A 26,350-nucleotide genomic window follows, 5' to 3' on the forward strand; every position below is an offset into this window, starting at 1 on the left:
TCGGAGTCTCTCATTAATGCAGTTCAAGATCGAGAGCCTTCAAGCCTAAGGCTTTTGCGTCGGCTGATACAAGAAAAGCCGATGTTTGGCGCGGCTGAGGGTACTGGTATTCGATTCCCAAATAAGCCTTAGGGTTCGGATCAGCCCGCTCGCCAAGTTCCCCAACCTTGTTAGCCTCCTTTCCAATGAGTTCCACGCTGTTCGCCACCACATGCCGCCGTCGCGTCTCGCCCTGGTCAAAGTAGTTGGCAGTCTCAAACTTCCACTCCGGGCTGAGATGATACCGCGCAAGCGCCTCCGCGTGGGTCTTTATCCTTTCCACCGGAACCGGCTCACCGCTAGTGCGATCAATCGCCCGTGAGGCCGCGAGCGCCGGATCGCGCTCAAAGGGCGCAATCGGCTTGGGTGTGTTCCTTTTCTTCGGCCGCCCGCGCTTGTTCGGATCGGCACCCAGGTCTTCCGGCATGTCGAGGCTCGTGACCGGCTTGCCGGTAAAGCTCACCATGAAGCCGAAAGGCCGCACCTGGTCGCAATAGGGCTTCCCTTCATTGAAGTGATCCATCCACTTGAGGAGGTCGGGGCTGGTCGCACCGAAGCGGCTCGCGGCAGGAGCCTGGAGAGCGGGGTGGTAGTCGAGCGAGACGCGTTCCGGATGACCGGCAAGGGCTGCGGTGATGATGTTGTGCCAAAGATCGTATTGCCACCGGCTCACCCCGATCTCTCCGAGGGGCACGACCGGGTCAGGCACGTCAGGAGCGGGGGTGTCAGGGCCGTATGGAGCCATGAGGTGCCCTAGGCCGTGCGCGGATGCCTTGCGGATGATCGGGCGACCATCCGGGTCCAGATTGAAGAGGGCGTAACGCTTGGCGGAGATCGCGAAGGCGTAGAGCGGCTCAAGCTCGCCCGACCCGTCGGTCGCAAAATTCACATCCTCCATCTGAAGGATCGATCCGGGTTTGCGATATGGATTGAGGGGCGCAAACCACTCCACTACCCGGCCGACCCTCTCGCGGAACGCGTCTCGCTCCAATCCTTCCGGCCGCGCGATCGCAAGGCTGTCCGTATCACAAAACGCCCAGCCCAGGCCTTGTGCCTTCGCCTCGGCCTCAGCGAGCGCCAGCATCAGCCGCGCTGCCCCGGTAATCAGGGTGCCCAGGAGCGGGTGGAAAGACCGACCGGGCTCCTCCAGTGCAGTGCTTTCGAACTCTCCAACAAACCCGTCGGGGCCGTAAACGTTTATTGCCTCAGGCTTTGGCGCATTATCGCGCAATATCTCGATATAAATTCCGTAGGAGGTCGAATTAGCCAGAATTTTAATGGCCAGTTGATTGGGGTCTTTTGCCTTTTTCGCCTCATCTCGCAGGTCAATTAAGCGATTAAAGGCGTCGTCTTTTTCAGGGTTTATCGCGTAATCGGTATTGCCGAAAAGATTTATCGAATTGAGGCCCTGTTGCGCCGGGCCGGGCTTAAAGGAAACCGCTTCAATAATTTCCGGCGCTTTGCCGGTCAGAACCTTGGCGGCCATCACGTCGGCCAGCGTGTACCAGATCTCGCCGTCATAGCTGAGGTGGTTAAGGCCGATGGTCTTGGTCCCGTTTGGGCTGGGGTCGTATTTGGCGCGGACCGGCAGGAGGTCTTCGTCGGGCCGGACCTTCACCAGCGTGGTCAGCGCACGCCAGGTCTCGCGGTCTTGGAAATCCTGCCGGGTGGTGCGTGACAGGAACGCACGGGTGCCCTCTGTGTCATCGGCCCAAGTGAAGCCCTCCGCGATTACGAAGCGCCAGAGCCCCATGAGCGCATTGACGGTCGGGTACATCGACTTGAAGTCGGTATAGATGACCTCGGTCGGCTGTCTTCGGATGCCCACCTCGGCGCGGCCGCCATAGAACGTGCTCATTATGGTCCCGAACAGTTCACGCGGCACGTCCTGACAGGCCAACAGGGACTTGATCCCCATCTCCTTCAGATAGGCCTTGCCGATGCTCGCCTCGCTGATGATGCGGTGGGCCGGAGTGTTTAGGTCATGGGTCTCGTAGTCCTTCACGAGAGCCGCGTAGCATTCCCAGGTCGCTTGCACGTCGTCGCGGGCATAATCGAGATAGCTTGTCGTGAGCGGCCCACCATGCTCCTCGCTGGCGGCCTTGCGGGTCTTCGTCTGCAAGCTCTCACACAAGCTCGCCAGCGAGTGACTGCGCGAGGTCAGCGCAGCGGCCAGCGTCTTGAGGTCGACGAAGTACCCGCCATGCCGAGGTGTGCGAAGTCCACGCTTGCGCATGCCGCGCGGCGTCTCCTGCCGCCACGGAGCGGAAAACTGGATAAGGCTCGCACGGGCAGAGAGGTGTTTGACCTGGATGCGCGGACGATTGCGGCTTTTGACCAACTCGAAAGAGAACCCGCCCCGCATATCGCGCCGAGCCGAGCCGTGCTTGATCGCGATCCGTGAGATATCGAAAGGCAGGTTAAACCCGGCAATGGTCGCATTGTGGTCATACCCGTAGGTCAGAAGCACACCCTCGTTGAAATCGTCTAGCGAGCGCAGGGCAAGGCTTCTCGCCTCACAATAGGCCCTCAGCTCAGCCTCCTCCGAAACGCTCAGCGTCCCGGGCGGGAAGAACGCTCCTTCCTCCACCAGCTCCCCCGCCTTGCGGATCTGATAGAACCCAAGCCGCAGGCCTTGCGAGGCGTCGGTTCGCGTCTCCGTGTCGAAGATGACGACATAGGGAGACGGCTCATCAAGCCCCCGCCGGCCGCTCCCTTTGGCTACGGGCTTGGCATTGGGCTTCTCTGTGTAGGCGCGCAAAGCAATCTTGTTGGGAGCGTCCGTCACTGCGCGTCCTCCGGCTCATAAGGCCGGACATGCTCCGCCTGGCCGAGCAACCATTCGCCGAACTCCGCAAGCGTTACCCCGATCCGCGTCAGCCATTCGGCAAGCGCCAGGAGATAGCGGCCGATGGTCTCCATCTGAGGGTTGTTGGTCACCGGTGCGTAGGAGAAATCCTTCTCCGTATCGCTCACTTCACGATGGCAATTGGAACACTGGACGCCCCCGTCATCGTGGAATTTGCGCGGCGCGAGATGCGAGTACTCCATTGCGGCCGGGTGCCTGGAATACCCGCAGGTCAGGCAGATGGGGTTTCGTGTGCCAAGTCGCCGATAATCGGCCTCGCGGCGCTTTTCGGCAGGGGTAGGTGTCGTCATGGATTTGTCTCCTCTAGCTGACGATTCGATAAATTTCGTGGAACGCGATCTCCTCCACGGCCGCGATGCGGTGGAGCGCGTTGGGATTGGTCTCAAAGGGATAGAAGCGGCCGTGAATATCGGTGACGCCCTGGCCGTGGAGTTCGGCCAGAAGGTCGATGTCATTGGTGCTCGTGAACCGGCCCTGGCGGTCCCAGGCTTGCCCGGCCTTGGAGGCGGGTTTGAAGCCGTCCACAAAGATTTCCTGGACGCGCCCACCGGTCTGGACTGGCACGCGCCGGACGCGCGGGTCGTGGATGGTCCAAACCCGGCCGCGCCGGGTGGCGAGGTTTCGCAGGCGAATAAAAGTCCGCAGTCGCTTTTCGGAGACGCCCGCCTCTCGGGCGGCCGCACCGATACCGACACCGCCGCGCATCAGGCGAACGGCGGCCTCGATCCGCGGTGTGCTTTTAGGGAGCCGGTCCACATTGGAGGCTAACGGCTCACCCTGGCGCGGGTGGCCACGGGCCTGTGAAGGGCTCAGGCCGCGCTTGCGGCCGCGCTCCACGCGGCGGCGGTATTCTGCTTTGTAGTCGCGTTGACGCGGCATGGAATCAGTCTCCGGTGTGAGAGACCGAGTCCTACTTGCTGCTAATTCGAGCTATTGCTGGCGGTAATGTCCTTTGTAACCTCCTGCCGTCCATGACGCCTGACGAACTAGCAACCGCCTTGGCAAACACGGGCCGCGACGTCCCCACTCGCACGCTCAAGGATTGGCGAAAACGTGGGCTGCTGCCCCCTTTGGTCAAATACAGCCGGGGGCGCGGCCGAGGTATCGCCAGGCGGTGGACCACAACCAATATCTTCGAGCGAGCTTGCGTCACTTGGCACTTACTGAGGCGTTTGAGCCTGGTAGACGATGCGCTCTTTCATCTCGCCGCGAGCGGATATTATGTCGCGCCGGACATTTTACGGCTCGCCTGGCTTTCGCGCCTCGACCGGAGAGAGCGCCAAATTTCCGCGAGCGGCCGACGTCGAAAGGACGGTGTCGACGGTTTGCTAAGTGCGGAACCGCCTTCCCGCCTCCTTCCTGATGGGGCTCAGGAGCTGAACCTAAATGGGGTGTTGCAGCTCTTTTGGGAGCTTCAACGCGTCTATTACACCGGTAAGCCCGTCGAGCGAGATGAGGTGTTCGCGCTCATCGACGCCGCTGGCGAAGCGTTCGGAGCAAATACGAGCCGGTGGGAAGACTTGGAATTGTTAGAAGATGCTATGGAAGCGGCGCAGGCGTTTTTTGATCGCGAATTCGAATACTCGTTAGTTGCGTCACTTAATCGGCACTCTTTCGTAGCAGCCCAAACAGCCCATAGCCGGGTCTGCCGAGCGCTCCGAGCGGTGCATGTAAATTCCGGCATTGGCGTGGACTATGATCCTGTCGCCATCGCCAGTCAGAGCGTCGCGTTTGGTCCGAGCTTGTTGAAGTCCTTTCTGTTCCTGTCCGACATCGTTGGACCTCGACGGCTTGTGTTAGCCACCCGCCAATTTGATTTATGGGCGCTTCGCGCAGAGTTTGAGCGAGTTAGTCCTAGCGCTGCTGCCGCAATGCCCACCAAGCGTACAAGAGCCGACCTACAAAGAACTTGCCGCGCTGTTTTCTTGGGTCGCGGATTCTCAAATCCTTGATAGCTGCTAAGCTCCTATATCAGAGGGGAGTGCAGCATGACCATCAGCCGTCAGATCGACCTCGAAGACGCCAGCGCCGCTAAAACCGACGAATGGGCAGAGCGGTGCCGTTTTTGGCTAGCCGAGTACGAAGCCGTCATTCCGAAGCGAAAGCGCCGCGAGCGTCAAGCGCATCCGCTGATCCTCACCGGAAATGGAATGTCGATGCGGGTTGATCGCGGCGCGCTCGTCATTCGAGACGGCCTCACGCACTACCCCCAGGATGCTAAAATCCACCGCCTATTCCCTGGCCAGTTGGAAAACCCACCGCGCGTCGTCATGCTAGATGGGAGCGGCGACATCACGCTTGCGGCTCTCGACTGGCTTGCAGAGCAAAACATCCCGCTTATCCGCCTTCGCTGGGACGGCCGTGTAATCTCCGTCGTGGGTCAGACAGGATATGCGGCGGACCCTGATAAGGTCGCTTGGCAGATTGCAACGCGGAAGGATGAGCGGGCGCGCGTCGAATTTGGCATTCCGTTAATCCGCAAGAAGCTCGAAGGCACGCTCCGAAACCTCGCTGAGTTTTTCCCGGAGTCCGCTCGGAGGGATCGAGCGACAAAGACCGCTGAAACGATCCTGAGCGAACTTGAGCAGGCCCCACCAGCAACGGCCCGCGAGCTATTGGGCCTAGAGGGCAAGGCCGCGTCAGCATACTTCGCCGCCTGGCCCACGATCCCGATCCTGTGGAAAGACTTGGAGAAAAACCCGGTCCCTGAGGACTGGCTCACCTTCAAATCGCGGTCCGCGTTGCGGGCGAAGAAGGTCCCGACCAACCGGCGGGCCACCCACCCCGTGAATGCGATGCTGAATTACGTCTACGGGATGCTGGAAATCCGCACGCGCATCCAGGTGATTGCCGACGGGTATGACCCTACGAAAGGCATCCTGCATGGCGATGGGATTAGCGGGCGGGATGGATATGTTTTTGATCTGATGGAGCCGGGCCGTTCGCTAGCAGAGCGGGGCATTTTCGCGGCCCTCAATGAGTGTCAGCTAACCGCTTGCGACTTTCCAATTAACAATCGCGGGACCTGTCGGTTGGGACATGATTTGGCGCGACGTATGGTGGCAACTAACGGTTAGGGGATAGGCCCTTATTGGTAGTTCGCCCTTGTCGAGCAACGCGACCCATTTCTAGAAGGTGAAATTGACGTATTTCTGCTTCAACAATACGGCCGCCTCTTGCACCTCGGCTTTGAGAAACGTCGTACTCAAAATTAAATTCGTACGGGTTTATATGACTGGCAACCCCAACTATAGCTCGCGAGCTACATTGAACCCGCCCTATACTCCTATCAATGGCTGTCGCTCTAACCAATTCAAGTCGCACATCTGACGGTTCAATATGCGAAGTCCACGCCTGCTGATTGTAAATGTTTGCGATGATATTCCTCGCAGAATTAATCGTAGACGCTCTACCACAAACATCTGGTCCCAACCGATTAGCAAAATCGTTTAAAGGCGAACCCGGTTGAAGCAAGAAAGCGACAGCCAAAAAACCTGCCAACACGATGCCCGAGGCGATGGCAATGAGCCCCAAAAAGCGGCCTACTTGCTTAAGTGCTCGCAGCATTCACTCCCCCAAGTGACGTACCAGTTGAAAGTTACACTTTTTGCGAGCATTAATGCAAGGGCTTTACTTTCGCCCTCGACGATTTGGGGTTGTGTGGAGGGAGGCTTTGAATGGGAAGCAGTACGTCGGCGAGGCGTCCCGATTGGGCGCGAGATGAAATCATCCTGGCATTACAACTCTACCTGAGTCGGGGTTACACGCTGAGCAAATCAGACCCAGATTTAATAGCACTTTCTGATCTGCTTCGGGCCCAGAGACCTCTCCGATCGAAGACCGACCCGATTTATCGCAACCCGACTGGGGTTCTCATGAAGTTGGGGAACTTACGGGCCGTCGATCCTAGAGAAACAACCGCAGGGCTAAAGCGCGGCTCGCGGTTGGATCAAGAAGTTATGGACGAATTTCTCTACCACCCTGCACGGCTACAGAAAGTCGCTGGAGCAATACGGGCGATATTTGCTTCTGGTGAGCTCACATTGGAAGATTCATATGTGGCTGTCGGAGACGACTTCCAAGAAGCTGTGGAAGGGAGAGTGCTTACAGCTGTTCACCGCAAGCGTGAGCGAAACCGCAAGCTAATCCAACGAGCTAAAGAAAAACGTCTAGGTTCAACCGGTGCGCTAGCTTGTGACGCCTGCGGGTTCGACTTTCTGGATTCGTACGGGGAGCGCGGTCGCGGTTTCATCGAGGTACATCATACGAAACCCGTATCGGAATTACGGCCAGGAGAGACCACTCGATTAGCAGACCTCGCGCTTCTACGCGCCAACTGCCACCGTATTATCCACCTGGCGAGACCTTGGCTATCAATAGTCGAGCTTTCTCAGCTTTTAGCGCTACAGCGGGAGGGGCGTTAGCCATGCATTATACTCCCAACGTAAGCGAATTTACATATGGGCACGCAATTACTCGTGAGGTGGGGGACCTCTTGAGTGCGATAGGTTGTTCTGTGACGCCATTTCTTCCAAGTCTTCTCCATGAGAAGGTCCTCGGCTTTGATGTTTCCTTTGATAGGCCCGGTGTATCGCTGTTGCTCCAGTTCAAAGTATCAGACCGGTTAACACGCTTTCACACAACTAAACGGTCCCCCGTTCGCCCGGCACCTCTCGCAGACGTCTTTTATCGATTCTTCGTAGATGTGGATTCCCATCAGTTCGCGAACCTGCAAAAACAAGAGCTTGAAGGCGCAGAAGTCTTTTATATCGCTCCTGAGTTCGCCACTTGGCAGGAATTCTCAAATTACTTCGCGGAATCTAAAGTCGCCGAAAAATCGGTGTTGATAAAACCATCAGAGATACAACGGGGAAGCAAAGGCAAAGGGGGACGGCACCGAGTTGTGTACGATGGCGCCAACGTTCATGTATGCTCTAAGCCTGTGGAAATCAGGTCGCTGCGAGTATCTGACGCTCTGAAAAAAGCGGTTGAACAACCTGTCTCAGGCCTTGAGCCAATACGATACCTCCTACATTCGCAAGCGCTTAATATCCAACGAATTAACCCGATGGCGGAAGAGCTGCTTGATTCACTTCCTGGAAGACCTCGCTCCGACGCAGATTGGGCCGCTGCATTGGTAGGGATCAATGCTTGGCAGGTAGGCGCTCAGACAGTGTTCGCAACGCGCTAACTGCAACGTCGCCATTTAGTCGGGATATATCTATACCCCCCCTCTCCCTGGGGAGAGGGATCGAGGGAGAGGGGGAATGGCGAGGTCTGTCCGGAGAGGTTATTCTTGTGGCGGGCCCTCTCTGGAGAGGGCGGTGCCTCCCCCCGCCTCCGCCCCTTCGGGGCACCTCCTCCCCGGGGAGGAGGTGGGCCCAGCCTTGCCGTCCACGCCGGCATTTGGATCGCTCCCCCGCGTGCGGGGGAGGGTCAGCCCGTCTCCACCGACGCCACGCCGCGCACGCCCTTGAGGGCGGCCTGCAGGGCCGGGTCGGCGCTGTGCCGGCCGGGCAGGCGCAATTCCACCTCGCTGCCATCGGCGACCGGCACGAACAGGTCGATGACAGCATCATGACTGGCATCGGAGCGGGCATTGGCGCGCTCGAGCCGGCTGTGCACGCCGGTCAGCGCCGCCGCCTCGTCCAAACGGATGCGCAGCTTGCTGGCGCTCACCCGTGTGTTCAGCACTTCCAGCCGGTCGGCGAAGAAGGAGATCTGCTCGTCGCGCTCGTCGACCCGGCAATTGACCAGCACGGCCTGGCCGGCATCGAGGATGTCGCGATACTCGCGCAGCAGGTCCGGCGAGATGAACACCTCGAACTCGCCGGTCGGATCAGACAGCGTGGTCCAGGCGAAACGTTCACCGGACTTGTTGGAAACCCGCTCCTGGCGCCGCCGCACCACGCCGGCGAGCCGCAGGGCCGTGGCCCCGTCGGCGACGCGCGCCGGGGCCTCGGCAAAGAACACCACCCCGCGCCCGGCCAGGTGCTCGGTCAGATCGTCGAGCGGATGGCCGGACAGGTAGAAACCGATGGCCGCCAGTTCGGCGTCGAGCCGGTCGGTCGCCGACCAGCTTTCCGGCTCCGGCAGGCGCGGTCGCTCCAGCGCAACATCATCGCCGCCCCCGCCGAACAGGCTGGCCTGGGCGCTCTCGCGCTGCTGGGCCGCATGCTGGGCCATGGACAGCAGGGTTTCCGCCGAGGCAAACACCCGCGCCCGGTCCGGATCGAGGCTGTCGAAGGCCCCGGCCCTGGCCAGGTTTTCAAACGTGCGCTTGTTGACCTGCCGCGGATCGATGCGCTCGGCAAAGTCGTACAGGTCCTTGAACGCGCCATTGGCCTCGCGTTCGGCAACGATGTGCTCCATGGCGGCGAAGCCGACATTGCGGATCGCCCCGAGGGCAAAGCGGATGGTCCCCTCCTCGACCGAGAAATCGGCCTCCGAGGCGTTCACGTCCGGCGGCCGCACCTCGATCTTCATGCGCCGGATCTCCTGGAAGAAGGCGGCCAGCTTGTCGGTATTGGCGGCGTCCAGCGACATCAGCGCGGCCATGAACTCGACCGGGTAATTGGCCTTCAGATAGGCGGTCCGGTAGGCGATCGCGGCATAGGCGGCGGCATGCGACTTGTTGAAGCCGTAGCCGGCGAACTCGGCCACCAGTTCGAAGATGTAGGAGGCTTTCTCGCGCGAAACGCCCTTCTTCTCGGCGCCTTCGAGGAAGCGGACCTTCTGCTTGTCCATCTCCTCCTTCTTCTTCTTGCCCATGGCGCGGCGCAGCAAATCGGCCTCGCCGAGCGAATAGCCCGACAGGATCTGGGCGATCTGCATCACCTGTTCCTGGTAGATGATGACGCCGTAGGTTTCCTTGAGCACGCCTTCCAGGTCCGGGTGGAGGCAATCCACCTCGGCGCGCCCGAACTTGCGGTCGACATAGACGTCGATATTCTTCATCGGGCCCGGGCGGTACAGCGAGATCAGGGCGATCAGGTCCTCGATCGCATCCGGCTTCATCTTCTTGAGCGTGTCGCGCATGCCGGAGGATTCCAGCTGGAACACGCCGATGGCATGACCCGACATCAGCAGTTCGAAGGTTGCCGGGTCGTCGAAATCGATGCCCTCGATGTCCGGTACGTCCTTGCCGGCCGAGGCGATGTAGCCGAGGGCCCGGGCGATCACCGTCAGCGTCTTGAGTCCCAGGAAGTCGAACTTCACCAGGCCCGCCGGCTCGACCCATTTCATGTTGAACTGGGTGGCCGGGATGTCCGAGCGCGGGTCGCGATAGAGCGGCACCAGTTCGGACAGCTTGCGGTCGCCGATGACCACACCGGCGGCGTGCGTCGAGGCGTTGCGGAACAGGCCTTCCAGCTGCAGCGCCACGGTCAGCAGGCTGTCGACCGCGTCGTCATTGCGGCGCATTTCCTGGAGCTTGGGCTCGATCTTCAGGGCTTCGGCCAGGGTCACCGGATTGGCCGGATTGGCCGGCACCAGCTTGGCCAGCTTGTCGACCAGGCCGAGCGGCAATTGCAGCACCCGCCCGGTATCGCGCACCACGGCGCGCGCCTGCAGGGTTCCGAAAGTGATGATCTGGGCCACCCGGTCATGGCCATAGCGTTCCTGCACGTAGCGGATCACCTCGCCGCGCCGCTCCTGGCAGAAGTCGACGTCGAAGTCGGGCATCGACACGCGTTCCGGATTGAGGAAACGCTCGAACAGCAAGCCAAAGCGCAGCGGGTCGAGATCGGTGATGGTCAGCGCATAGGCGACCAGCGAACCGGCGCCCGAGCCGCGGCCCGGGCCGACCGGGATGTCATGGTTCTTGGCCCACTGGATGAAGTCCGAGACGATCAGGAAATAGCCGGGAAACCCCATCTGCCGGATCACGTCGAGCTCGAAATCGAGCCGCTCGCGATATTCCTCTTCCGTCGCCGCCAGCGGTCCGGAGGCCAGTCTCTCGGTCAGTCCTTCATGGGCCCGCGCGGTCAGTTCCTCGGCCTCGTCGCGCCCGCCCACGGTCGGGAAACTGGGCAGGATCGGCTTGTGGGTGCGCACGCGGAAGGCACAACGGCGGGCGATTTCCAGCGTGTTTGCCAGGGCTTCAGGCAGGTCCTGGAAGCGGCGGTACATTTCCTCCGGCGCTGCCAGATCATGCCACGCGGTCACCCGGCGCCGGTCCTTCACGGAGACAAAGGACGCCTCGGAAATACACAAGAGCGCGTCATGCGCCTTGTGCATGGACGGCTCCGGGAAATACGCCTCATTGGTCGCCACCAGGGGCAGTTCGCGCGCATAGGCCTGTTCGACCAGCCAGCCTTCCGCCTCGAGCTCGCGCGGCAGGCCGTGGCGCTGCAGCTCGACGTAGAGCCTGTCGCCAAACGCCTGCTGCAGAGCGTCCAGACAGGCCGCCGCCTCCGGCTGCCGCCCGCCCACAACCTGCCGGTTGATGACGCCGTCCGGGCCGCCGGTCAGGCCGATCAGACCCTCGGCGTGCTGCAGCACCATGGCCAGCGAAACCTGCGGCTCCTCACTGCCGTCGACCTCGAGATAGGCCGCGCTCGAAAGCGCCATCAGATTCCGGTAGCCGGTCTCGTTCTGGGCCAGCAGCGCCAGCATGCCGTCCGGAGCGGCGCGCTCGCCGGGATGCGGATCATTGACCCGCACCGCCAGCGTCACGCCGACAATCGGCTGCACGCCGGCATCGGCGAGCTTCTCGGAAAACTCCAGCGCCCCGAACAGGTTATTGGTGTCCGTCAGGGCCATGGCAGGCATGGAGTGGCGCTTGCAGGCCTCGGCCATCTGCGGAATACGGATCGCGCCTTCCAGCACGGAATAGGGCGAGCGGACCCGCAAGTGCACGAAGGGATGACTGGCCGCCATGACTGAAAACCTCCACCCGGGCGGCCCACGACACCCGCCGCACCGCACCGCACTCAAGCCGCACCCAGCTTAGGTCAGCGAGCGCCACCCAGCCAGCGCCGAGATGCACGCAGAGCTGAATGTTCCACAGGCGGACCCAGCCCAGGCCCGGCGCTGACGGTTTTAGGTCAGGCACCGGGGCCGAGGGCGAAACGCCCAGGGCAATAAGGTCAGGGCGATCGGTCCACGAACCAAGCCAGCCCATTCTTGCGCCAACGGACCATGCCCGCCGAGGAGCCCTGCAAGATGCACCGGCGTGCTCGGGTCTCGATCAGCAATCCGTTCAACGCCGCTCTCCCGGGGCGCCTGGTCCGCTAGGTCTGCAGTCCATCGGCGCCGGCGCACCCGCATGAGGCTTTTCCTGCTACCATGCTGGAAGATCGACCAGACCGGCCTGAGCCGGCTCCCGGCCCAGCCCATTTTGCCTCGAAAGTATTGCGCCGCGCGCGAGAGAGAACCATTGATCTCTTGTCGGCCAGCGGGCCTCAGAGGGTTCAAGCTGTCAAGGCCGCCTCCGGCGCCGCGAAGCGGGCATGCGCCTTGACAGCTTGAACCCTCTGAGGCGACGTCCCGGCAAGAGATGAATGGTGGGATGAGCCGCCGAGGGCGCCCATTCGACAATCAAGCTTCAGGCAAACTCTTTCAGATCCGGGGCGACCGCGCCGCAGATCTACGGGCTGAGCGCTGAATGGCTGAGTGGTCAGCCTGCCTTAGCCAGCTCACCGTTCAAGGTGGCCTCTCGCGCGCCAAACGACCTGGGACAACACACCCGGCCTGCCCGGCCCGAGCGTCGAATGCCGTTCCTGCCTCAGCCCCTCACATCGCGCCGAGAACCGAGCCCCACATGGTCACCATCCAGGTGAAACCGAGAATGGCCGTGGCCGCCGATACGTCCTGCAGAATCCGTCGCATATGCTGTCCCCCGAATATTTGTTCCGGGTTTGTTCTAGAGCGGGCCGCAAGTCGGGTCAAGCGAAATCGTTCCGCTTTCGTTCCGCTCGGGGAAAATGCGGTTCAGGCTTGCTGCCGCCTCACACCGGCACCGGTGCCACATAAGCGGTCAGATGGCCGTGGTCGAAGGTGACCACGCGGTCCATGCGGGCGGCCAGCTCGTGATTATGGGTCGCCACCAGGGCGGCGGCGCCCTGCTCCTTCACGGCGTCCCGGAAGGCCGCGAAAACCTGGCTGGACGTGTCCGGATCGAGATTGCCCGTCGGTTCGTCGGCCAGCAGGACACGCGGCCGGTTGGCCAGGGCCCGGGCGATGGCGACGCGCTGCTGCTCGCCACCGGACAATTGCGACGGCTGGTGGTCGCGGCGCTCGGCCAGGCCCAGCCGGGCCAGCAGCGCGTCGGCCCGGGTCACCGCTTCGGACCGCGGCCGCCCGGCAATCAGCTGTGGCAGAACGATGTTCTCCCGGGCGTCGAATTCCGGCAGCAGATGGTGGAACTGGTAGACGAAGCCGATATCGCGACGGCGGATGGCGGTTCGCTGGCTGTCATTGAGCGCGCGCGTCGCCTGACCGGCGATCACCACTTCGCCGGCATCCGGGCGCTCGAGCAGTCCCGCGGCGTGCAGCAGTGACGACTTGCCAGACCCGGACGGTCCCACCAGGCCGACGATCTCGCCGGGCTGCAGGTCGAGATCGACGCCGCGCAGCACCGGAAGTTCGCCCGCCTCGGTGACATAGGTGCGCTCCAGGCCGCGCAGGCTCAGGACCGGATCACTCATAACGCAGCGCCTCCACCGGATCGAGCCGGGCCGCGCGCCAGGCCGGCGGCAGGGTGACCAGAAGCGACACCGCCAGACCGAAGATCGAGATGAAGACCACCTCGCCCCAGTCCAGCTCGGCGGGGATGCGATAGAGATAGTAGACGCTCGGATCCCAGACCGGGGTTCCGGTCAGCACCGTGATGAAATCCTGGATCGGCCCGATATTGAGCACGAAGAGCAGGCCCAGCAGGATGCCGGCCAGCGTGCCCAGCATGCCGATCGAGGCGCCGACAATGAGGAAGATGCGCAGCACCGCTCCCTGCGTGGCGCCCATCGTCCGCAGGATGGCGATGTCGCGGCCCTTGTTCTTCACCAGCATGACGAGGCCGGAAATGATGTTCATGGCGGCAATCGCCACCACGATGGCAAGGATCAGCCGCATCGCCGTGCGCTCGAACTGCAGGGCGCGGAAAAACGCCGGGTCGAGCCGGGTGTAGTCATAGACCGCACTCAATGGTCCGGTGATCGCCTGGATCGGGGCCACATACTCCGGCGCCGTGTCGGCATCGTCGAGGCGGATATGGATGACGTCGTAAGCGTCCTGCCGGACAAAGAAGAGCTGGCCCTGCTGCAGCGGCATGAAGGCGAGGCTGTCATCAATGGTCGAGACACCGGCGGCCAGGATGGCGCCGACATAATAGGCTTTCTGTTGCGGGCGCGCCCCGAACACGCTGGACGCGGCGCGACTGGAGGTAAAGGTCACGCGGTCGCCCACGGTAACGCCGAGTTGTCGGGCCACCCCGCTGCCCAGCACGATCACATCGCCGCCATTGCGGCCCTCCCCGAACTCGGACAGATCGCCCTCGACCAGGCCGGTCAGGCTGCCCGGCTTACCGCCCGAGGCAATGACATCCATGCGGGCCAGATCCGCCGGCCGCACGGCAAGAACCTGGATGAACGTCTCATAGCGTTCCGAGGTCACCATCGCCTGAGCCTGGACCACCGGATCAGCGCTCCTCACGCCGGGCAAGGCTTCGATCTCGCCGATCAGCCGATCCACTTCGTCAACCGGCATTTCGCGTGTATCGACATATACATGTGGCTGAAAGCCGAGAAGCTGGCTGAACAATTCGGTGCGGAAACCGTTCATGATCGACATGACCGCGATCAGGCCGGTCACGGCCAGAGCGATACCGGCAAAGGAAATGATGGCGATCAGGGCCACGCCGCCATGCCTGCGCTTGGCCTTCAGATAGCGGAACGCGATCTGGAACTCGAACGGGCTGAACGGCATGGCACCCGGCGCTTTCTCCGGGCCCTCACGCATCGGCCGCCGACCCCGCCGCCAGCCGGTTGATGGCCGCGTCAAGCGACATCTCCTCGGTTTCGCCGGTCGCCCGCACCTTGAGCTCGACCGTGCCGGACTTCAGCCCGCGCGGGCCGATGACCAGCTGGTAGGGCAATCCGATCAGGTCGGCGGTGGCAAACTTGCCGCCCGGGCGTTCCGAGGTGTCGTCATAGAGCGGGTCAAGGCCCAGCGCCGACAGCTTGGCATAGGCGCTCTCGCAGGCCGCGTCGGAGGCCTCGTCACCAACACGCAGGTTGAGAATGCCGACCCCGAACGGCGCCACGCTCTCCGGCCAGATCACGCCCTTTTCATCGTGATGCGCCTCGATGATGGCGCCCAGCAGGCGCGACACGCCGACCCCGTAGGAGCCCATGTGGACCGGACGGTTCTGGCCATCGGGATGTTGCACACTGGCCTTCATCGGCTCGGAATACTTGGTGCCGAAATAGAAGATATGGCCGACCTCGATGCCGCGCGCCGAGAGCTGGCGATCGGCCGGCACGGCGGCGAAGTCCTCGGCCACGTGCATTTCGTCGGTTGCCGCATAGAGCGCCGTGCGCTGGTCGACCAGGGGCTGCAGATCGCCCTCGAAATCGACATCGCTGCCCGGGGCCGGCATGTCGACCAGGTCGGCATGGCAGAACACCTCGCTCTCGCCGGTCTCGGCCAGGACGATGAATTCATGGCTCAGATCGCCACCGATGGGTCCGGTATCCGCCTTCATCGGCACGGCCTTGAGGCCCAGGCGGGCGAAAGTGTTGAGATACGCCACGAACATGCGGTTGTAGGACTTGCGCGCGCCCTCCTCGTCGAGATCGAAGGAATAGGTATCCTTCATCAGGAATTCGCGCCCGCGCATGACCCCGAAGCGCGGCCGGATCTCGTCGCGGAACTTCCACTGGATGTGGTAGAGCAGCTTGGGCAGGTCCTTGTAGGAGCGGCACGATCCCCGGAATATCTCGGTGATCATCTCCTCATTGGTCGGCCCGTACAGCATGTCGCGGCCATGCCGGTCGATGATGCGCAGCATTTCCGGACCGTAGTCATCATAGCGCCCGCTCTCGCGCCACAAATCGGCCGACTGGATGGTCGGCATCAGCATTTCCACGGCACCGGCCCGGTCCTGCTCCTCGCGCACCACCTGTTCGATCTTCTTGAGCACCTTGTGGCCGAGCGGCAGCCAGGAATAGATGCCGGCGGCCTGCTGGCGGATCATGCCGGCGCGCAGCATCAGCTGGTGCGACACGATCTGGGCGTCGGACGGTGTTTCCTTCAGCACGGGCAGGAAAAATCGGGACAGGCGCATGAGGGGAATCCGGTCTGAGAATGGGTCTGACCCATTAGACCGGGTTGGCCCGTCATTACAAGGCGGGCGTCAGTTGGCCGGTCTCTGGGTGAACCGCGCCTTGTAGACGCTCGGTGCCAGGGTCACCGCTGATGCCAGCGGAGGCCGCAATTCGAAGGCGCGCGGTGCACGGTGAATATCGTAGACACGCATGAGACAGAATACGTCGCTACGATCCTCTGAAACCGCCAGCTCATTCTCGGTGATGTAGAACGGTGTGCGCTCGCTGCCGGGCGTGGTTTTGACCTCGATCAGACGCTCCCGTCCGTCGGGCTCGAAGGACGCGATGTCGTAGCCCGCGCCATCCCCGACCTCCTTGGCTGTCCAGACCACCTTGCGGGCCAGGTCCGCCCTGCCCTGTTGCCGGAGCCAGTCCTTCTCACGCCGATACACCAGAGCCTCTCCTTCCTCGCCAATCTGGCGATTGCGGAAATCCCGGACGACCGGATCGAATTTGCGAACTAGACGCTGGACGTGCTCTGGTGTTGGCCGGATGGATCGCGCCGGCGGCTGGCCGACGAACAGGTCTGACGGCTCTCGGGTCCCTCCCCGGGATGCCGGGGCCAAAAGAGAATGCATGCGGGCGGGCAGGAGCTCCCGCACGGCGTCCGTCAGAAGGTGCTGGAAATTCCGCCTTGGCGCGTATCCGCGAACCCAGGGTAGCCCAAGCTCGTCCATGACCGCGCTGATATTGCACATCTTGAATTCGATGGACCCGCGGGACCGGCCGGTCTGTTGCTGAAGCTGCCGGTTGAGAGCTGCCTTATTGGTCGCGCGTCCGGCCAGATCGTCGACCAGCAGGTCGAGATAGGCAGCCACGATCGCGGCAACCTCCATCGGCGACCAGTTCGTGCCTAACCTATCGTCTCCATCCATGACGCCAGGTAAAGCGATCAGACCGTGATCAGCAAGCGAAATTAGGGTCTTGGGACGCTACCACCCGCCGCCGGTCGGCATCCATCGGCCTACCACGCCGCTTTCGGTGACCGCGAAATAGATCAGCCACAGGATCGAGGTGGCGACCGTGGTCCACCAGGCCTTGCGGCCCAGCCCGTGATGCGTCGGGGCGCCGGGTTCCGACCCGGCGACGATCTCCCCGTCCTCGTGCTGCGAGGTCACACCGATCGGCAGCATCATGAACAGGACCAGCCACCACATGATCAGGTATACCACGATGCCATTGACCACGCCCACGCCGCCGTCGCGGATGAAGAAGCCGCTCAGCCACAGCAGGCCGGTCAGGATGACCGGGGCGAGGAAAAGCGCGCGTTTCACGCGCCGGGCTCCTGCATAAGTTCGATCAGCTGGCCGTTGGAATTCTTGGGGTGAATGAAGATCACCGGCACGCCATGTGCGCCGACATAGGGCTCGCCTGTGCCAAGAACCGTGGCGCCACGCTCGCGCATGGTGTCACGGGCCGCGATGATGTCGGGCACTTCGAAGCACAGATGGTGCTGGCCACCCTTCGGATTGCGCTCGAGGAATTTGTGCACCGGGCTGTCATCGCCGAGCGGTTCAAGCAGTTCGATCTCCGAATTGTCCAGCTTGACGAAGGCCACGCGTACGCCGAGATGCGGGAAGTCCCTCGTCTCGGTCGCATCGTCGGCACCATAGAGCTCGGCATAGGTTTTCTTGGCCGCCTCGATATCCGGCACGGCCACACCGACATGGTTCAATCGTCCGATCTTCATCGCGCTCTCCCCGTTCTTGATGCTTGTCCTGATACGCTTGCCGGGCCGGATCAGACCTCGACGATGATCACTTCCACCCAGGGCTTCTTGCCCCACATCCGGTTGGCCTGCCGACGCACCGCGCGGCGCAGCTCTTCCTCGGCCTGGTCGCTGTCGCGCCGGGTCCGCTTGGGGAGCCGCTCAAAGGTCCGCTCGGTCTCGTCGGCCAGCGTGTCGTAGAAGCTTTCCTGCGATCCGTCCGGGTCGATGGCGATGCCCTGCCCGCGCACGTCCGGTCCGCCGACCAGCTCACCGGCTTCGTCGACCGCGATCGAGACCACGATCATGCCGGACTGGGCCAGCTTGCGGCGCTCGCGCATCGAGAAGGCGTCATCCTCGGTCAGGAAATTGCCGTCCAGATGCCAGCGCCCCGCCTTGACCTCGTCCACGATGGCTGCCGTGCCGTCGGACCGCAGCTCGACCAGGTCGCCATTGCGCACCGTGACTGCCTGCGGCACCTGCAGCTCGAGCGCAAACTCGGCGTGTTCGATCAGGTGGCGGCGCTCGCCGTGAACCGGGATCGCCACTTTCGGCTTGGCCCAGGCATACATCTGCGCCAGCTCGTCGCGGCACGGATGGCCGGACACGTGGATCGGCCGGTCACGCTCGGTGATGATGTTGACGCCACGCTCGGCCAACGTGTTCTGCAGCGCGAAGATGCCGATGTCATTGCCCGGGATGACCCGGCTGGAGAAGATCACCGTATCGCCGGTCGACAGGCTGACATTGCGGTGATTGCCCTCGGCGATACGCGACAGTGCGGCGCGCGGCTCACCCTGGGAACCGGTGCACAGGTAGAGGATCTTGTCCTTGGGGAAGGACTTGGCCTCCTCCTCCTCGACAAAGGGCTTGAGGTGCTGCAGCAGGCCGACCGACTTGGCGGCGGCGGTCATGCGGTGCATCGAGCGGCCGACCAGGCAGACGCGGCGACCATTGGCCTCGGCCGCCTCGACGGCGGACTGCAGGCGCGCCACGTTTGACGCGAAGGCCGCAATGGCGACCCGCCCGGTCTGCTCGCCGACCGTCTTGATCAATTCCTCGCGGACATCGCCTTCGGAACCCGCCTCGCCCTTGGAAAACACATTGGTGCTGTCACACACCATGGCCAGCACGCCCTCATCGCCCAGCTTGGTCAGGGCGCTGACATCGGTCTGCTCACCGATCAGCGGGTCGGCATCGATCTTCCAGTCTCCGGTGTGCAGCACCATCCCGGCCGGGGTGCGAATGGCGAGGCCGTTGGGCTCCGGGATGGAGTGGGTCAGGGTGACCAGCTGGATATCGAACGGGCCGAGGTTGAAACGGCTGTCGAGGGCGATCTCGTGCAGCTCGACCTCGTCCAGCAGACCGAATTCACGCAGCCGGTCGCGCACCAGCCAGGCCGTGAACGGGGTGGCCCAGATCGGGCAGCGCAGGCGGCGCCACAAATGCGCCACGGCACCCATATGGTCTTCGTGAGCGTGCGTCAGCACCATGCCGAGAAGGTCGTCACGGCGTTCCTCGATGAAGCTGGGATCGGGCATGATCAGATCGACGCCCGGCGTCGACAGGTCACCGAAGGTGACGCCGCAGTCAACGATGATCCACTTGCGGTCCTCCTCCGGGCCGTAGCCGTAGAGGTTGAGGTTCATTCCGATTTCGTCAGACCCGCCGAGCGGGAGAAAATAAGCGCTGTCGGTCAAGAAGAGGTACCGCCGTTGAGTTTCCAGACTTCGTGAAGGCCCCGGATGGTCAGATCCGGGTCGTAATGCTCGATCGTTTGCGACGCGCCCTGGAACAGGGACACCACGCCGCCGGTCGCGATCACCGTCATGGGCTGGGCGTACTCTCTCCGGAGCCGCTCCACCAGCCCGTCAATCAGGTCGATATAGCCCCAGAACACGCCGGACTGCATGGCCGAGACCGTGTCCTTGCCCATTACCCGGGCCGGTTTCGCGATGGCGACGCGCGGCAGTTTTGCGGCTGCCAAGTGTAACGCCTGCATCGACAGATTGATCCCCGGCGCGATGATACCGCCTTCGAAGGCCCCGTCGGCAGCGATGACGTCGAATGTCGTCGCCGTGCCGCTGTCGATGATGATCAGCGCCCCGTCATACTTCGCCCGCGCTCCCAGCGCGTTGACCAGGCGGTCGGCGCCGGCATCTTGCGGCCGGTCGAGGCGGACCTCGATACCCAGCTTGACGCCGGGCTCCCCGACGATGACCGGCTCGGCATTGCAGTAGCGTCGCGACAGGTTGCGCAGATTGAACAGGGCCTGCGGCACCACGGTGGAGATCACGCAGGCTTCTATGTCGGAAAAGCTGAACCCGTTGAGCGCCATCAGCTGGGACAGCCACACCGCGTGCTCGTCGGCGGTGCGCGTCGAGTCCGTGCCGGATCGCCACTGGGCCACCCAGTCGGAGCCGTCATGGATGGCGAACAGCGTATTGGTGTTGCCGCAATCGATCGCGAGGAGCATGGCTAGCCTTTCGCCGGCTCGGGAAAAAACACGTCGCCTGCCGAGATATACCGTCGGCCGCCACCGTCCAAGTCGAGCCGCAGCGTGCCGTCCGGCGCCAGATCGGCGAAGCTGCCATGCAGCGTCTCACCGGCCAGCCGAACCTCGCAGCGCTCGCCCAGCCCGTGGGCGCGCGCCAGCCAGGCATCGCGCACCGGACCGAAACCCTGGGTCTGCCAGCGCAGGCGCCAACGCTCGAACGCCTCGACCAGGCGCGGCAGCGCCGCTTCCGGCGACAGGGTCACGCCGTGCGCAGCCAGGCTCGTCGCCGGGCGTTCGCTGTCATCCGGGAAATGCGCCAGGTTCACGCCTATACCCACCGCCAGCCACAGTCCGCCCCCCGGCGCCGCCCCGGATTCCAGCAGGATACCGGCCAGCTTGCGGCCGTCGATCAGGACATCATTGGGCCATTTCAGTCGCGTCCGGGCCCGCCCCGCCAGCGCCGCATCGCTCATCTCGCCGACCGCGAGGGCCGCGATGAAAGACAGTTCCGCCGCGGCGGCGGCGCCGACATTGAGCGTGTAGAGCCCGGTGGTCAGCAGATTGCCGGTTCCGCCGGTCCAGACCCGGCCGCGGCGTCCGCGACCAGCACTCTGGCGCCGCGCCGCCAGCCACACCGGACCGCGCTCGCCGGCCTCGGCCCGCTGGCGCATGTCGGCATTGGTCGAGCCGGTCTCTTCAACCCAGTCCAGTCGCGGGAAAGAGTCGCTCACACCGGCTAGAGAACAGTCAGACCGACCGTGGTCGCCCGGTAGACCAGCCAGCCCATGACCGGCAGCAGAAGCACCGTCGACAGGCCCGCCAGGCGCGTCACCCAGTACACGCTCGGCGCCGCCGGCACGAACTCGACTTCGCTGTCATCGAACCAGATCACCTTGACGATGCGCAGGTAGTAGGCCGCGCCCACAACCGAGAACAGCACCGTCAGGACGGCCAGGATCAACAGGTCGGCCTCGACCGCGGCATAGATCAGGAAGAACTTGCCGAAGAACCCGACCAGGAAAGGCAGGCCGCCGATCGAGAACATCAGCGCCGTCAGCGACCAGCCGAGGCCCGGATTGCGCTGGGCCAGCCCGGCCAGGTCGGAAACCTGCTCGACCATGCCCTCGCGGGTACGCATCGACAGGATGGCCGAGAAGGAGCCGATCGAGGCGATGATGTAGAGCGACATGAACACCAGCAGCGCCCACAGGCCGGTCTGGCTCGCCGCCGCGATGCCGACCAGGGCATAGCCCATGTTGGCGATCGAGGAATAGGCCATCAGGCGCTTGATGTTCTGCTGCATCAGGGCGCCGAAGGAGCCGATGCCCATGGACAGCACGGCGATGATCCAGACGATGTCGCGCCATTGGTCGACGACCGCGCCGAACGGCTCCAGCAGGACCCGGGCCAGCAATACCATGGCGGCGAATTTCGGTGCCGTGGCGAAGAAGGCGGTGACCGGCGTCGGGGCACCTTCGTAGACGTCGGGCGTCCACATGTGGAAGGGCGCGGCGGAGATCTTGAAGGCCAGGCCGGAGATCACGAAGACGAGGCCGAAGACCAGGCCGATGCTCGGCCCTGCCTGCACCGCCACGGCGATCTCGTTGAATCCGGTGGCACCGGCATAGCCGTAGACCAGGGAGGCGCCGTACAGCAGCAGGCCGGAGGACAGGGCACCAAGCACGAAATACTTCAGGCCGGCTTCCGAAGCCCGCAGGCTGTCGCGGTTGAACGCCGCGAGAACATAGAGCGCCAGCGATTGCAGCTCGATGGCCATGTACATGGAGATCAGGTCATTGGCCGAGACCATCATCACCATGCCGGTGACGGCTAGCGCCATCAGGATCGGAAACTCGATCTTGCCGAGCTTCTCGGCCCGCAGGTAGGGCATGGCGATCAGCAGGGCGATGGCGGCAATGAAGGTCACCGCGACCTTGGAGAACTTCGCCAGCCCGTCAAACACGAAGCCGCCGTCGAACGCCGTCCCCTCGCCCTCAACACCCAGCAAGGCCACCAGGCCGGCCACGACCAGCAGGCCGATGGTCAGCCATTGCACCAGGCGCTCGACGGTATCGCCGTCGCGCTTGAGGAAGACCCCCAGCATCAGGAGCGCCATAGCGCCCCCGGCCAGGATCAGTTCGGGAAGAAGGAGCGAAAGGTCCCGGGAAAGCATGTCGGCCGTCATGGCTCGCTTCTCCTACTGGCCAGACGCGGCAAGCGCCGCATCATAATTGGAAATCAGATTGCCGACCGAAGCCGCCGTGATGTCGGTGATCAGGGTGGAGAACAGGCCGAGCAGCAGGGTCATGATGATCAGCGGCACGAACATCACCCATTCCATGCGCGAAATGTCGGTGATCGTCTCGAGCTTCGGGTTGGTCAGCTCGCCAAACACGACATTGCGGTACACCGTCAGCATGTACATGGCCGACAGGATGACACCGACCGCGGCGCCGGTGGCGATCCACCAGTCGACCTGGAAGGCCCCGACCATGGTCATGATCTCGCCGATGAAGCCGGACGTGCCGGGCAGGCCGACATTGGCCATGGCAAACAGGGCGAAGATCGCCGCATACACCGGCATGCGGTGCACGAGGCCGCCATAGAAGGCGATCTCGCGGGTGTGCATGCGGTCATAGATGACGCCGACACACAGGAAGAGCGCACCCGAGATCACACCGTGCGAGATCATCTGGTAGATGGCGCCCTGCACACCGATCTCGTTCATCGCGAACAGGCCCATGGTGACAAAGCCCATGTGCGCCACCGAGGAATAGGCGATCAGCTTCTTGATGTCGGTCTGCCGGAAGGCCACCAGCGAGGTGTAGATGATGGCGATGATCGACAGCACGAAGACGAGCGGCGCGAAATAGTCCGAGGCCTCCGGGAACATCGGCAGCGAGAAGCGCAGGAAGCCATAGCCGCCCAGCTTCAGAAGCACGCCGGCCAGGATCACCGAACCCGCCGTCGGCGCCTGCACGTGGGCGTCCGGCAACCAGGTGTGGACCGGCCACATCGGCATCTTCACCGCGAACGAGGCGAAGAAGGCCAGCCACATCCACATCTGGGCCTCGCGGGCGAACTCGGTCTCCAGCAGCACGGTGATGTCGGTGGTGCCGGCCTGGAGGAACATCACCACCATGGCCACCAGCATCAGCACCGAGCCGAGCAGGGTGTAGAGGAAGAACTTGAACGCGGCATAGATCCGGTTCTGCCCGCCCCACACGCCGATGATGATGAACATCGGGATCAGGCCACCTTCGAAGAAGATGTAGAACAGCACCAGGTCGAGTGCCGTGAACACGCCGATGATAAGCGTTTCCAGCAACAGGAAGGCGATCATCAGGTCGGCGACGCGTTTCTTCACCGAGAAGCACGACAGGATGCAGATCGGCATCAGGAAGGCCGTCAGCAGCACGAACAGCACTGACAGCCCGTCCACGCCCATGCGGTAACCCAGGCCGATCTCGGCCAGCCAGGTCACCTCGTGGACGAACTGGAAGCCGGCCACTTCAGTGTCGAAATTCCACACCAGAAGCACGGACAGCAGGAGCGTCACGATGGTCGCGATCAGGGCCACGCCACGCGAATTCCGGTCAATCAGGGCCTGGTCTTCAGGCCGCGCCGTAAAGCGGAACAGCATGATGACCAGCGCACCGATGGCCGGGACGAAGGTGAGGACGGAAAGGAAGGCTTCGAACTCGCCGAACATCTTACAGGCCTCCTGCGCCGGCCACGATCCACAGCGTGAAGCCGAGGATGCCGATCAGCATGACGAATGCGTAGTGGTAAACAAAACCGGACTGGCCGGAGGCGATGCGCTTGGCCGTGGCCAGCGTCGTGCCGGCCACACCATTGGGGCCCAGCCCGTCGATCAGCTTCACGTCGCCGATCTTCCAGAACAGGTCACCCAGGCCGCGCGCGCCGCGCACGAAGACGAAATGGTAGATCTCGTCGACATACCACTTGTTGTAGAGGAAGGCGTGCAGCGGACCGCCGCGGGCCGCGATGCGGGCGCCCAGCCCTTCACGGATCAGGTAGGCGTAGACCGCACCGAGGAAGCCCAGCAGGGTCACCGCAAACGGTGCCAGCAGGACCCAGACCGGCGGATGCGCCGCGCCGTGGCCTCCGGCATCGCCGTGCCCGTCGGCTGCGCCGTGCTCGTCTTCGACGGCATGGCTGCCAGCAGCGGCATGATCGTCGGCGACCACGGCATGATCGTCCGCCGCGACGGCGTGGTCACCGGCCTCAGCAACGGCGTGATCGTCGGAGGCGACCGAATGATCGTCCGCGGCATCGACCGCGTGCCCGTCACCATAACCGACCGGATGGTCCTCCACGGGCGCGTGGTGCGCCGCCGGCACGGCGCCGTGCCAGAAGCCCTCGGCACCGTCACCGATGAAGCTGGAGCGGAACAGGCCACCGGCCAGGATCGCACCCACGGCCAGCACCAGCAGCGGCAGCGCCATCGGCCATTTCGGGTCGTGCGCGTGCTCGTAGGTGTGCTTGTCGCCGCGATAGGTGCCGTGGAAGGTCATGAAGATCAGGCGCCAGGAGTAGAAGCTGGTCAGCAGCGCCGCCACAACCCCGATCCAGAAGGCCAGCATGCCGTAGGGCACGCCCTCGAGGCTGGCGATATAGGCCCCCTCGATGATGGCATCCTTGGAGAAGAAGCCGGCGAAGCCGAGATCCGGGATCAACGGCACGCCGAGCATGGCGAACGGCAGGCCGACACCGGTCAGCGCAATCGTGCCGATCAGCATCATGATCCAGGTGTAGGGCATCATCTTGTAGAGGCCGCCCATCTTGCGCATGTCCTGCTCGTCGTGCAGGCCGTGGATGACGGCGCCCGAGCCGAGGAAGAGCAGCGCCTTGAAGAAGGCGTGCGTGAACAGGTGGAACATGGCCGCGCCGTACAGGCCGAGACCGGCGGCGAAGAACATGTAGCCGAGCTGCGAACAGGTCGAATAGGCGACCACCCGCTTGATGTCGTTCTGGGCCACGCCGACGGTGGCCGCAAAGAAGGCCGTGACGCCGCCGATGATGGTCACGAAGGCCGAGGCCGCCGGGGCCGCCTCGAAGATCGGGTAGCAGCGACACACCAGGAACACGCCCGCCGTCACCATGGTGGCGGCGTGGATCAGGGCTGACACCGGCGTCGGGCCTTCCATGGCGTCCGGCAGCCAGACGTGCAGGAAGAACTGGGCCGACTTGCCCATTGCACCGATGAACAGGAGGAAGGCGATGAGTTCCATCGCCGGCAGGCTCATGCCGGCAAACTCCAGCCGCGCCGCATCGGCCGCGCCGATCGAGGAGAACACGTCTTCAAAGCCGACCGAACCGAACACCATGAACACCGCCATGATGCCGAGGGCGAAACCGAAATCGCCGACCCGGTTGGTCACGAAGGCCTTGATGGCCGCGTCATTGGCCGACTTCTTCTTGTACCAGAAACCGATCAGCAGGTAGGAGGCCAGGCCGACGCCTTCCCAGCCGAAGAACAGCTGCAGGAAGTTGTCCGCGGTCACCAGGGACAGCATCGCGAAGGTGAACAGCGACAGGTAGGAGAAGAAGCGCGCCCGGTGCGGGTCATGCTCCATGTATCCCCACGAGTACACGTGCACGAGGGCGGACACCGTGTTGATGACGACCAGCATGACCGCCGACAGGCTGTCCAGCTTGATCGCCCACGACACGTCGAACGAGCCGACGCTCATCCAGGTGGCGAGCTGGATCGTTGTGGCATTGCCGCCGAAGGTGACGTCGAAAAAGACGAACCAGGACAGGATCGCGGACAGCAGGACCGCACCCGTGGTGACGATCTGCGCGGCGCGATGACCGACATAATTGCCGAACAGGCCGGCAAAGATCGAGGCCAGGAGCGGCCCGAAGACGATGATGGGTGCCATGGT

General features: G+C 63.1%; 20 protein-coding genes. 4 read left to right on the plus strand and 16 right to left on the minus strand.

From position 1 onward, the window contains the following. Positions 1 to 13 precede the first annotated feature (13 nt). Genes ACXYMR_RS08700 through ACXYMR_RS08710 form a run of 3 tightly spaced genes read right to left on the minus strand, consistent with a single transcriptional unit; the run spans position 14 to position 3,787 of the window. On the minus strand, positions 14 to 2,827 hold the full coding sequence (locus ACXYMR_RS08700; RefSeq protein WP_458942461.1) for a hypothetical protein: 2,814 nt from the start codon (positions 2,825 to 2,827) through the stop codon (positions 14 to 16). Further along, positions 2,824 to 3,198, minus strand: a complete 375-nt coding sequence (locus tag ACXYMR_RS08705; protein WP_458942462.1) for a hypothetical protein — start codon at positions 3,196 to 3,198, stop codon at positions 2,824 to 2,826. The genes ACXYMR_RS08700 and ACXYMR_RS08705 overlap by 4 nt, the downstream gene beginning before the upstream one ends. 13 nt (positions 3,199 to 3,211) lie before the next feature. Next, on the minus strand, positions 3,212 to 3,787 hold the full coding sequence (locus ACXYMR_RS08710; protein ID WP_458942463.1) for a hypothetical protein: 576 nt from the start codon (positions 3,785 to 3,787) through the stop codon (positions 3,212 to 3,214). Positions 3,788 to 4,080: 293 nt separating this feature from the next. Between ACXYMR_RS08710 and ACXYMR_RS08715 the strand changes: the two genes are divergently transcribed. From ACXYMR_RS08715 to ACXYMR_RS08730, 4 genes are all read left to right on the plus strand, one after another. Then, positions 4,081 to 4,860: a hypothetical protein gene (locus tag ACXYMR_RS08715; protein ID WP_458942464.1), complete on the plus strand. Its 780-nt coding sequence runs from the start codon at positions 4,081 to 4,083 to the stop codon at positions 4,858 to 4,860. A gap of 36 nt (positions 4,861 to 4,896) precedes the next feature. Further along, positions 4,897 to 5,985: a CRISPR-associated endonuclease Cas1 gene (gene cas1 / locus ACXYMR_RS08720; protein WP_458942465.1), complete on the plus strand. Its 1,089-nt coding sequence runs from the start codon at positions 4,897 to 4,899 to the stop codon at positions 5,983 to 5,985. An 882-nt stretch (positions 5,986 to 6,867) separates the two neighbouring features. Further along, positions 6,868 to 7,332 carry an HNH endonuclease gene (locus ACXYMR_RS08725; protein WP_458942466.1) on the plus strand — a complete coding sequence of 155 codons (465 nt, stop codon included), beginning with the start codon at positions 6,868 to 6,870 and terminating at the stop codon, positions 7,330 to 7,332. A 2-nt stretch (positions 7,333 to 7,334) separates the two neighbouring features. Beyond that, complete coding sequence (locus ACXYMR_RS08730; RefSeq protein ID WP_458942467.1) at positions 7,335 to 8,099, plus strand: hypothetical protein; 765 nt, start codon at positions 7,335 to 7,337, stop codon at positions 8,097 to 8,099. Between the two features lie 245 nt (positions 8,100 to 8,344). On the opposite strand, the gene dnaE is transcribed toward ACXYMR_RS08730, so the two are convergent. The 13 genes from dnaE to nuoL all read right to left on the minus strand — a co-directional run bounded on the left by dnaE (position 8,345) and on the right by nuoL (position 26,347). Continuing rightward, entirely contained in the window at positions 8,345 to 11,788 is a 3,444-nt protein-coding gene (gene dnaE, locus ACXYMR_RS08735; protein WP_458942468.1) for a DNA polymerase III subunit alpha, read from the minus strand. A gap of 1,070 nt (positions 11,789 to 12,858) precedes the next feature. Next, a complete protein-coding gene (locus ACXYMR_RS08740; RefSeq protein ID WP_458942469.1) occupies positions 12,859 to 13,557 on the minus strand; it encodes an ABC transporter ATP-binding protein in 699 nt (232 codons plus the stop codon). Next, positions 13,550 to 14,908 carry a lipoprotein-releasing ABC transporter permease subunit gene (locus tag ACXYMR_RS08745; RefSeq protein WP_458942470.1) on the minus strand — a complete coding sequence of 453 codons (1,359 nt, stop codon included), beginning with the start codon at positions 14,906 to 14,908 and terminating at the stop codon, positions 13,550 to 13,552. Before ACXYMR_RS08745 ends, ACXYMR_RS08740 begins: the two co-directional genes overlap by 8 nt. Then, on the minus strand, positions 14,859 to 16,193 hold the full coding sequence (proS, locus tag ACXYMR_RS08750) for a proline--tRNA ligase (RefSeq protein WP_458942471.1): 1,335 nt from the start codon (positions 16,191 to 16,193) through the stop codon (positions 14,859 to 14,861). The genes ACXYMR_RS08745 and proS overlap by 50 nt, the downstream gene beginning before the upstream one ends. 69 nt (positions 16,194 to 16,262) lie before the next feature. Then, positions 16,263 to 17,069, minus strand: a complete 807-nt coding sequence (locus ACXYMR_RS08755) for a protein NO VEIN domain-containing protein (RefSeq protein ID WP_458942472.1) — start codon at positions 17,067 to 17,069, stop codon at positions 16,263 to 16,265. Positions 17,070 to 17,165: 96 nt separating this feature from the next. After that, positions 17,166 to 17,507 carry a DUF1467 family protein gene (locus ACXYMR_RS08760; RefSeq protein ID WP_458942473.1) on the minus strand — a complete coding sequence of 114 codons (342 nt, stop codon included), beginning with the start codon at positions 17,505 to 17,507 and terminating at the stop codon, positions 17,166 to 17,168. Further along, positions 17,504 to 17,923, minus strand: coding sequence for a methylmalonyl-CoA epimerase (gene mce, locus ACXYMR_RS08765; RefSeq protein WP_458942474.1), 420 nt, complete (start codon positions 17,921 to 17,923; stop codon positions 17,504 to 17,506). The genes ACXYMR_RS08760 and mce overlap by 4 nt, the downstream gene beginning before the upstream one ends. Before the next feature lie 50 nt (positions 17,924 to 17,973). Further along, complete coding sequence (locus ACXYMR_RS08770; protein ID WP_458942475.1) at positions 17,974 to 19,590, minus strand: ribonuclease J; 1,617 nt, start codon at positions 19,588 to 19,590, stop codon at positions 17,974 to 17,976. Between the two features lie 47 nt (positions 19,591 to 19,637). Then, positions 19,638 to 20,417 (minus strand): type III pantothenate kinase, encoded by a 780-nt coding sequence (locus ACXYMR_RS08775; RefSeq protein WP_458942476.1) that lies wholly within the window; start codon positions 20,415 to 20,417, stop codon positions 19,638 to 19,640. Positions 20,418 to 20,419: 2 nt separating this feature from the next. Next, positions 20,420 to 21,169, minus strand: a complete 750-nt coding sequence (locus tag ACXYMR_RS08780; RefSeq protein WP_458942477.1) for a biotin--[acetyl-CoA-carboxylase] ligase — start codon at positions 21,167 to 21,169, stop codon at positions 20,420 to 20,422. Positions 21,170 to 21,174: 5 nt separating this feature from the next. Beyond that, positions 21,175 to 22,623 carry an NADH-quinone oxidoreductase subunit NuoN gene (gene nuoN / locus ACXYMR_RS08785; protein WP_458942478.1) on the minus strand — a complete coding sequence of 483 codons (1,449 nt, stop codon included), beginning with the start codon at positions 22,621 to 22,623 and terminating at the stop codon, positions 21,175 to 21,177. 12 nt (positions 22,624 to 22,635) lie between these two features. Then, positions 22,636 to 24,150: an NADH-quinone oxidoreductase subunit M gene (locus tag ACXYMR_RS08790; protein WP_458942479.1), complete on the minus strand. Its 1,515-nt coding sequence runs from the start codon at positions 24,148 to 24,150 to the stop codon at positions 22,636 to 22,638. Between the two features lies 1 nt (position 24,151). After that, complete coding sequence (gene nuoL / locus ACXYMR_RS08795; protein WP_458942480.1) at positions 24,152 to 26,347, minus strand: NADH-quinone oxidoreductase subunit L; 2,196 nt, start codon at positions 26,345 to 26,347, stop codon at positions 24,152 to 24,154. Positions 26,348 to 26,350: the final 3 nt, after the last annotated feature.

The sequence above is a fragment of the Maricaulis sp. CAU 1757 genome, from assembly GCF_054482675.1.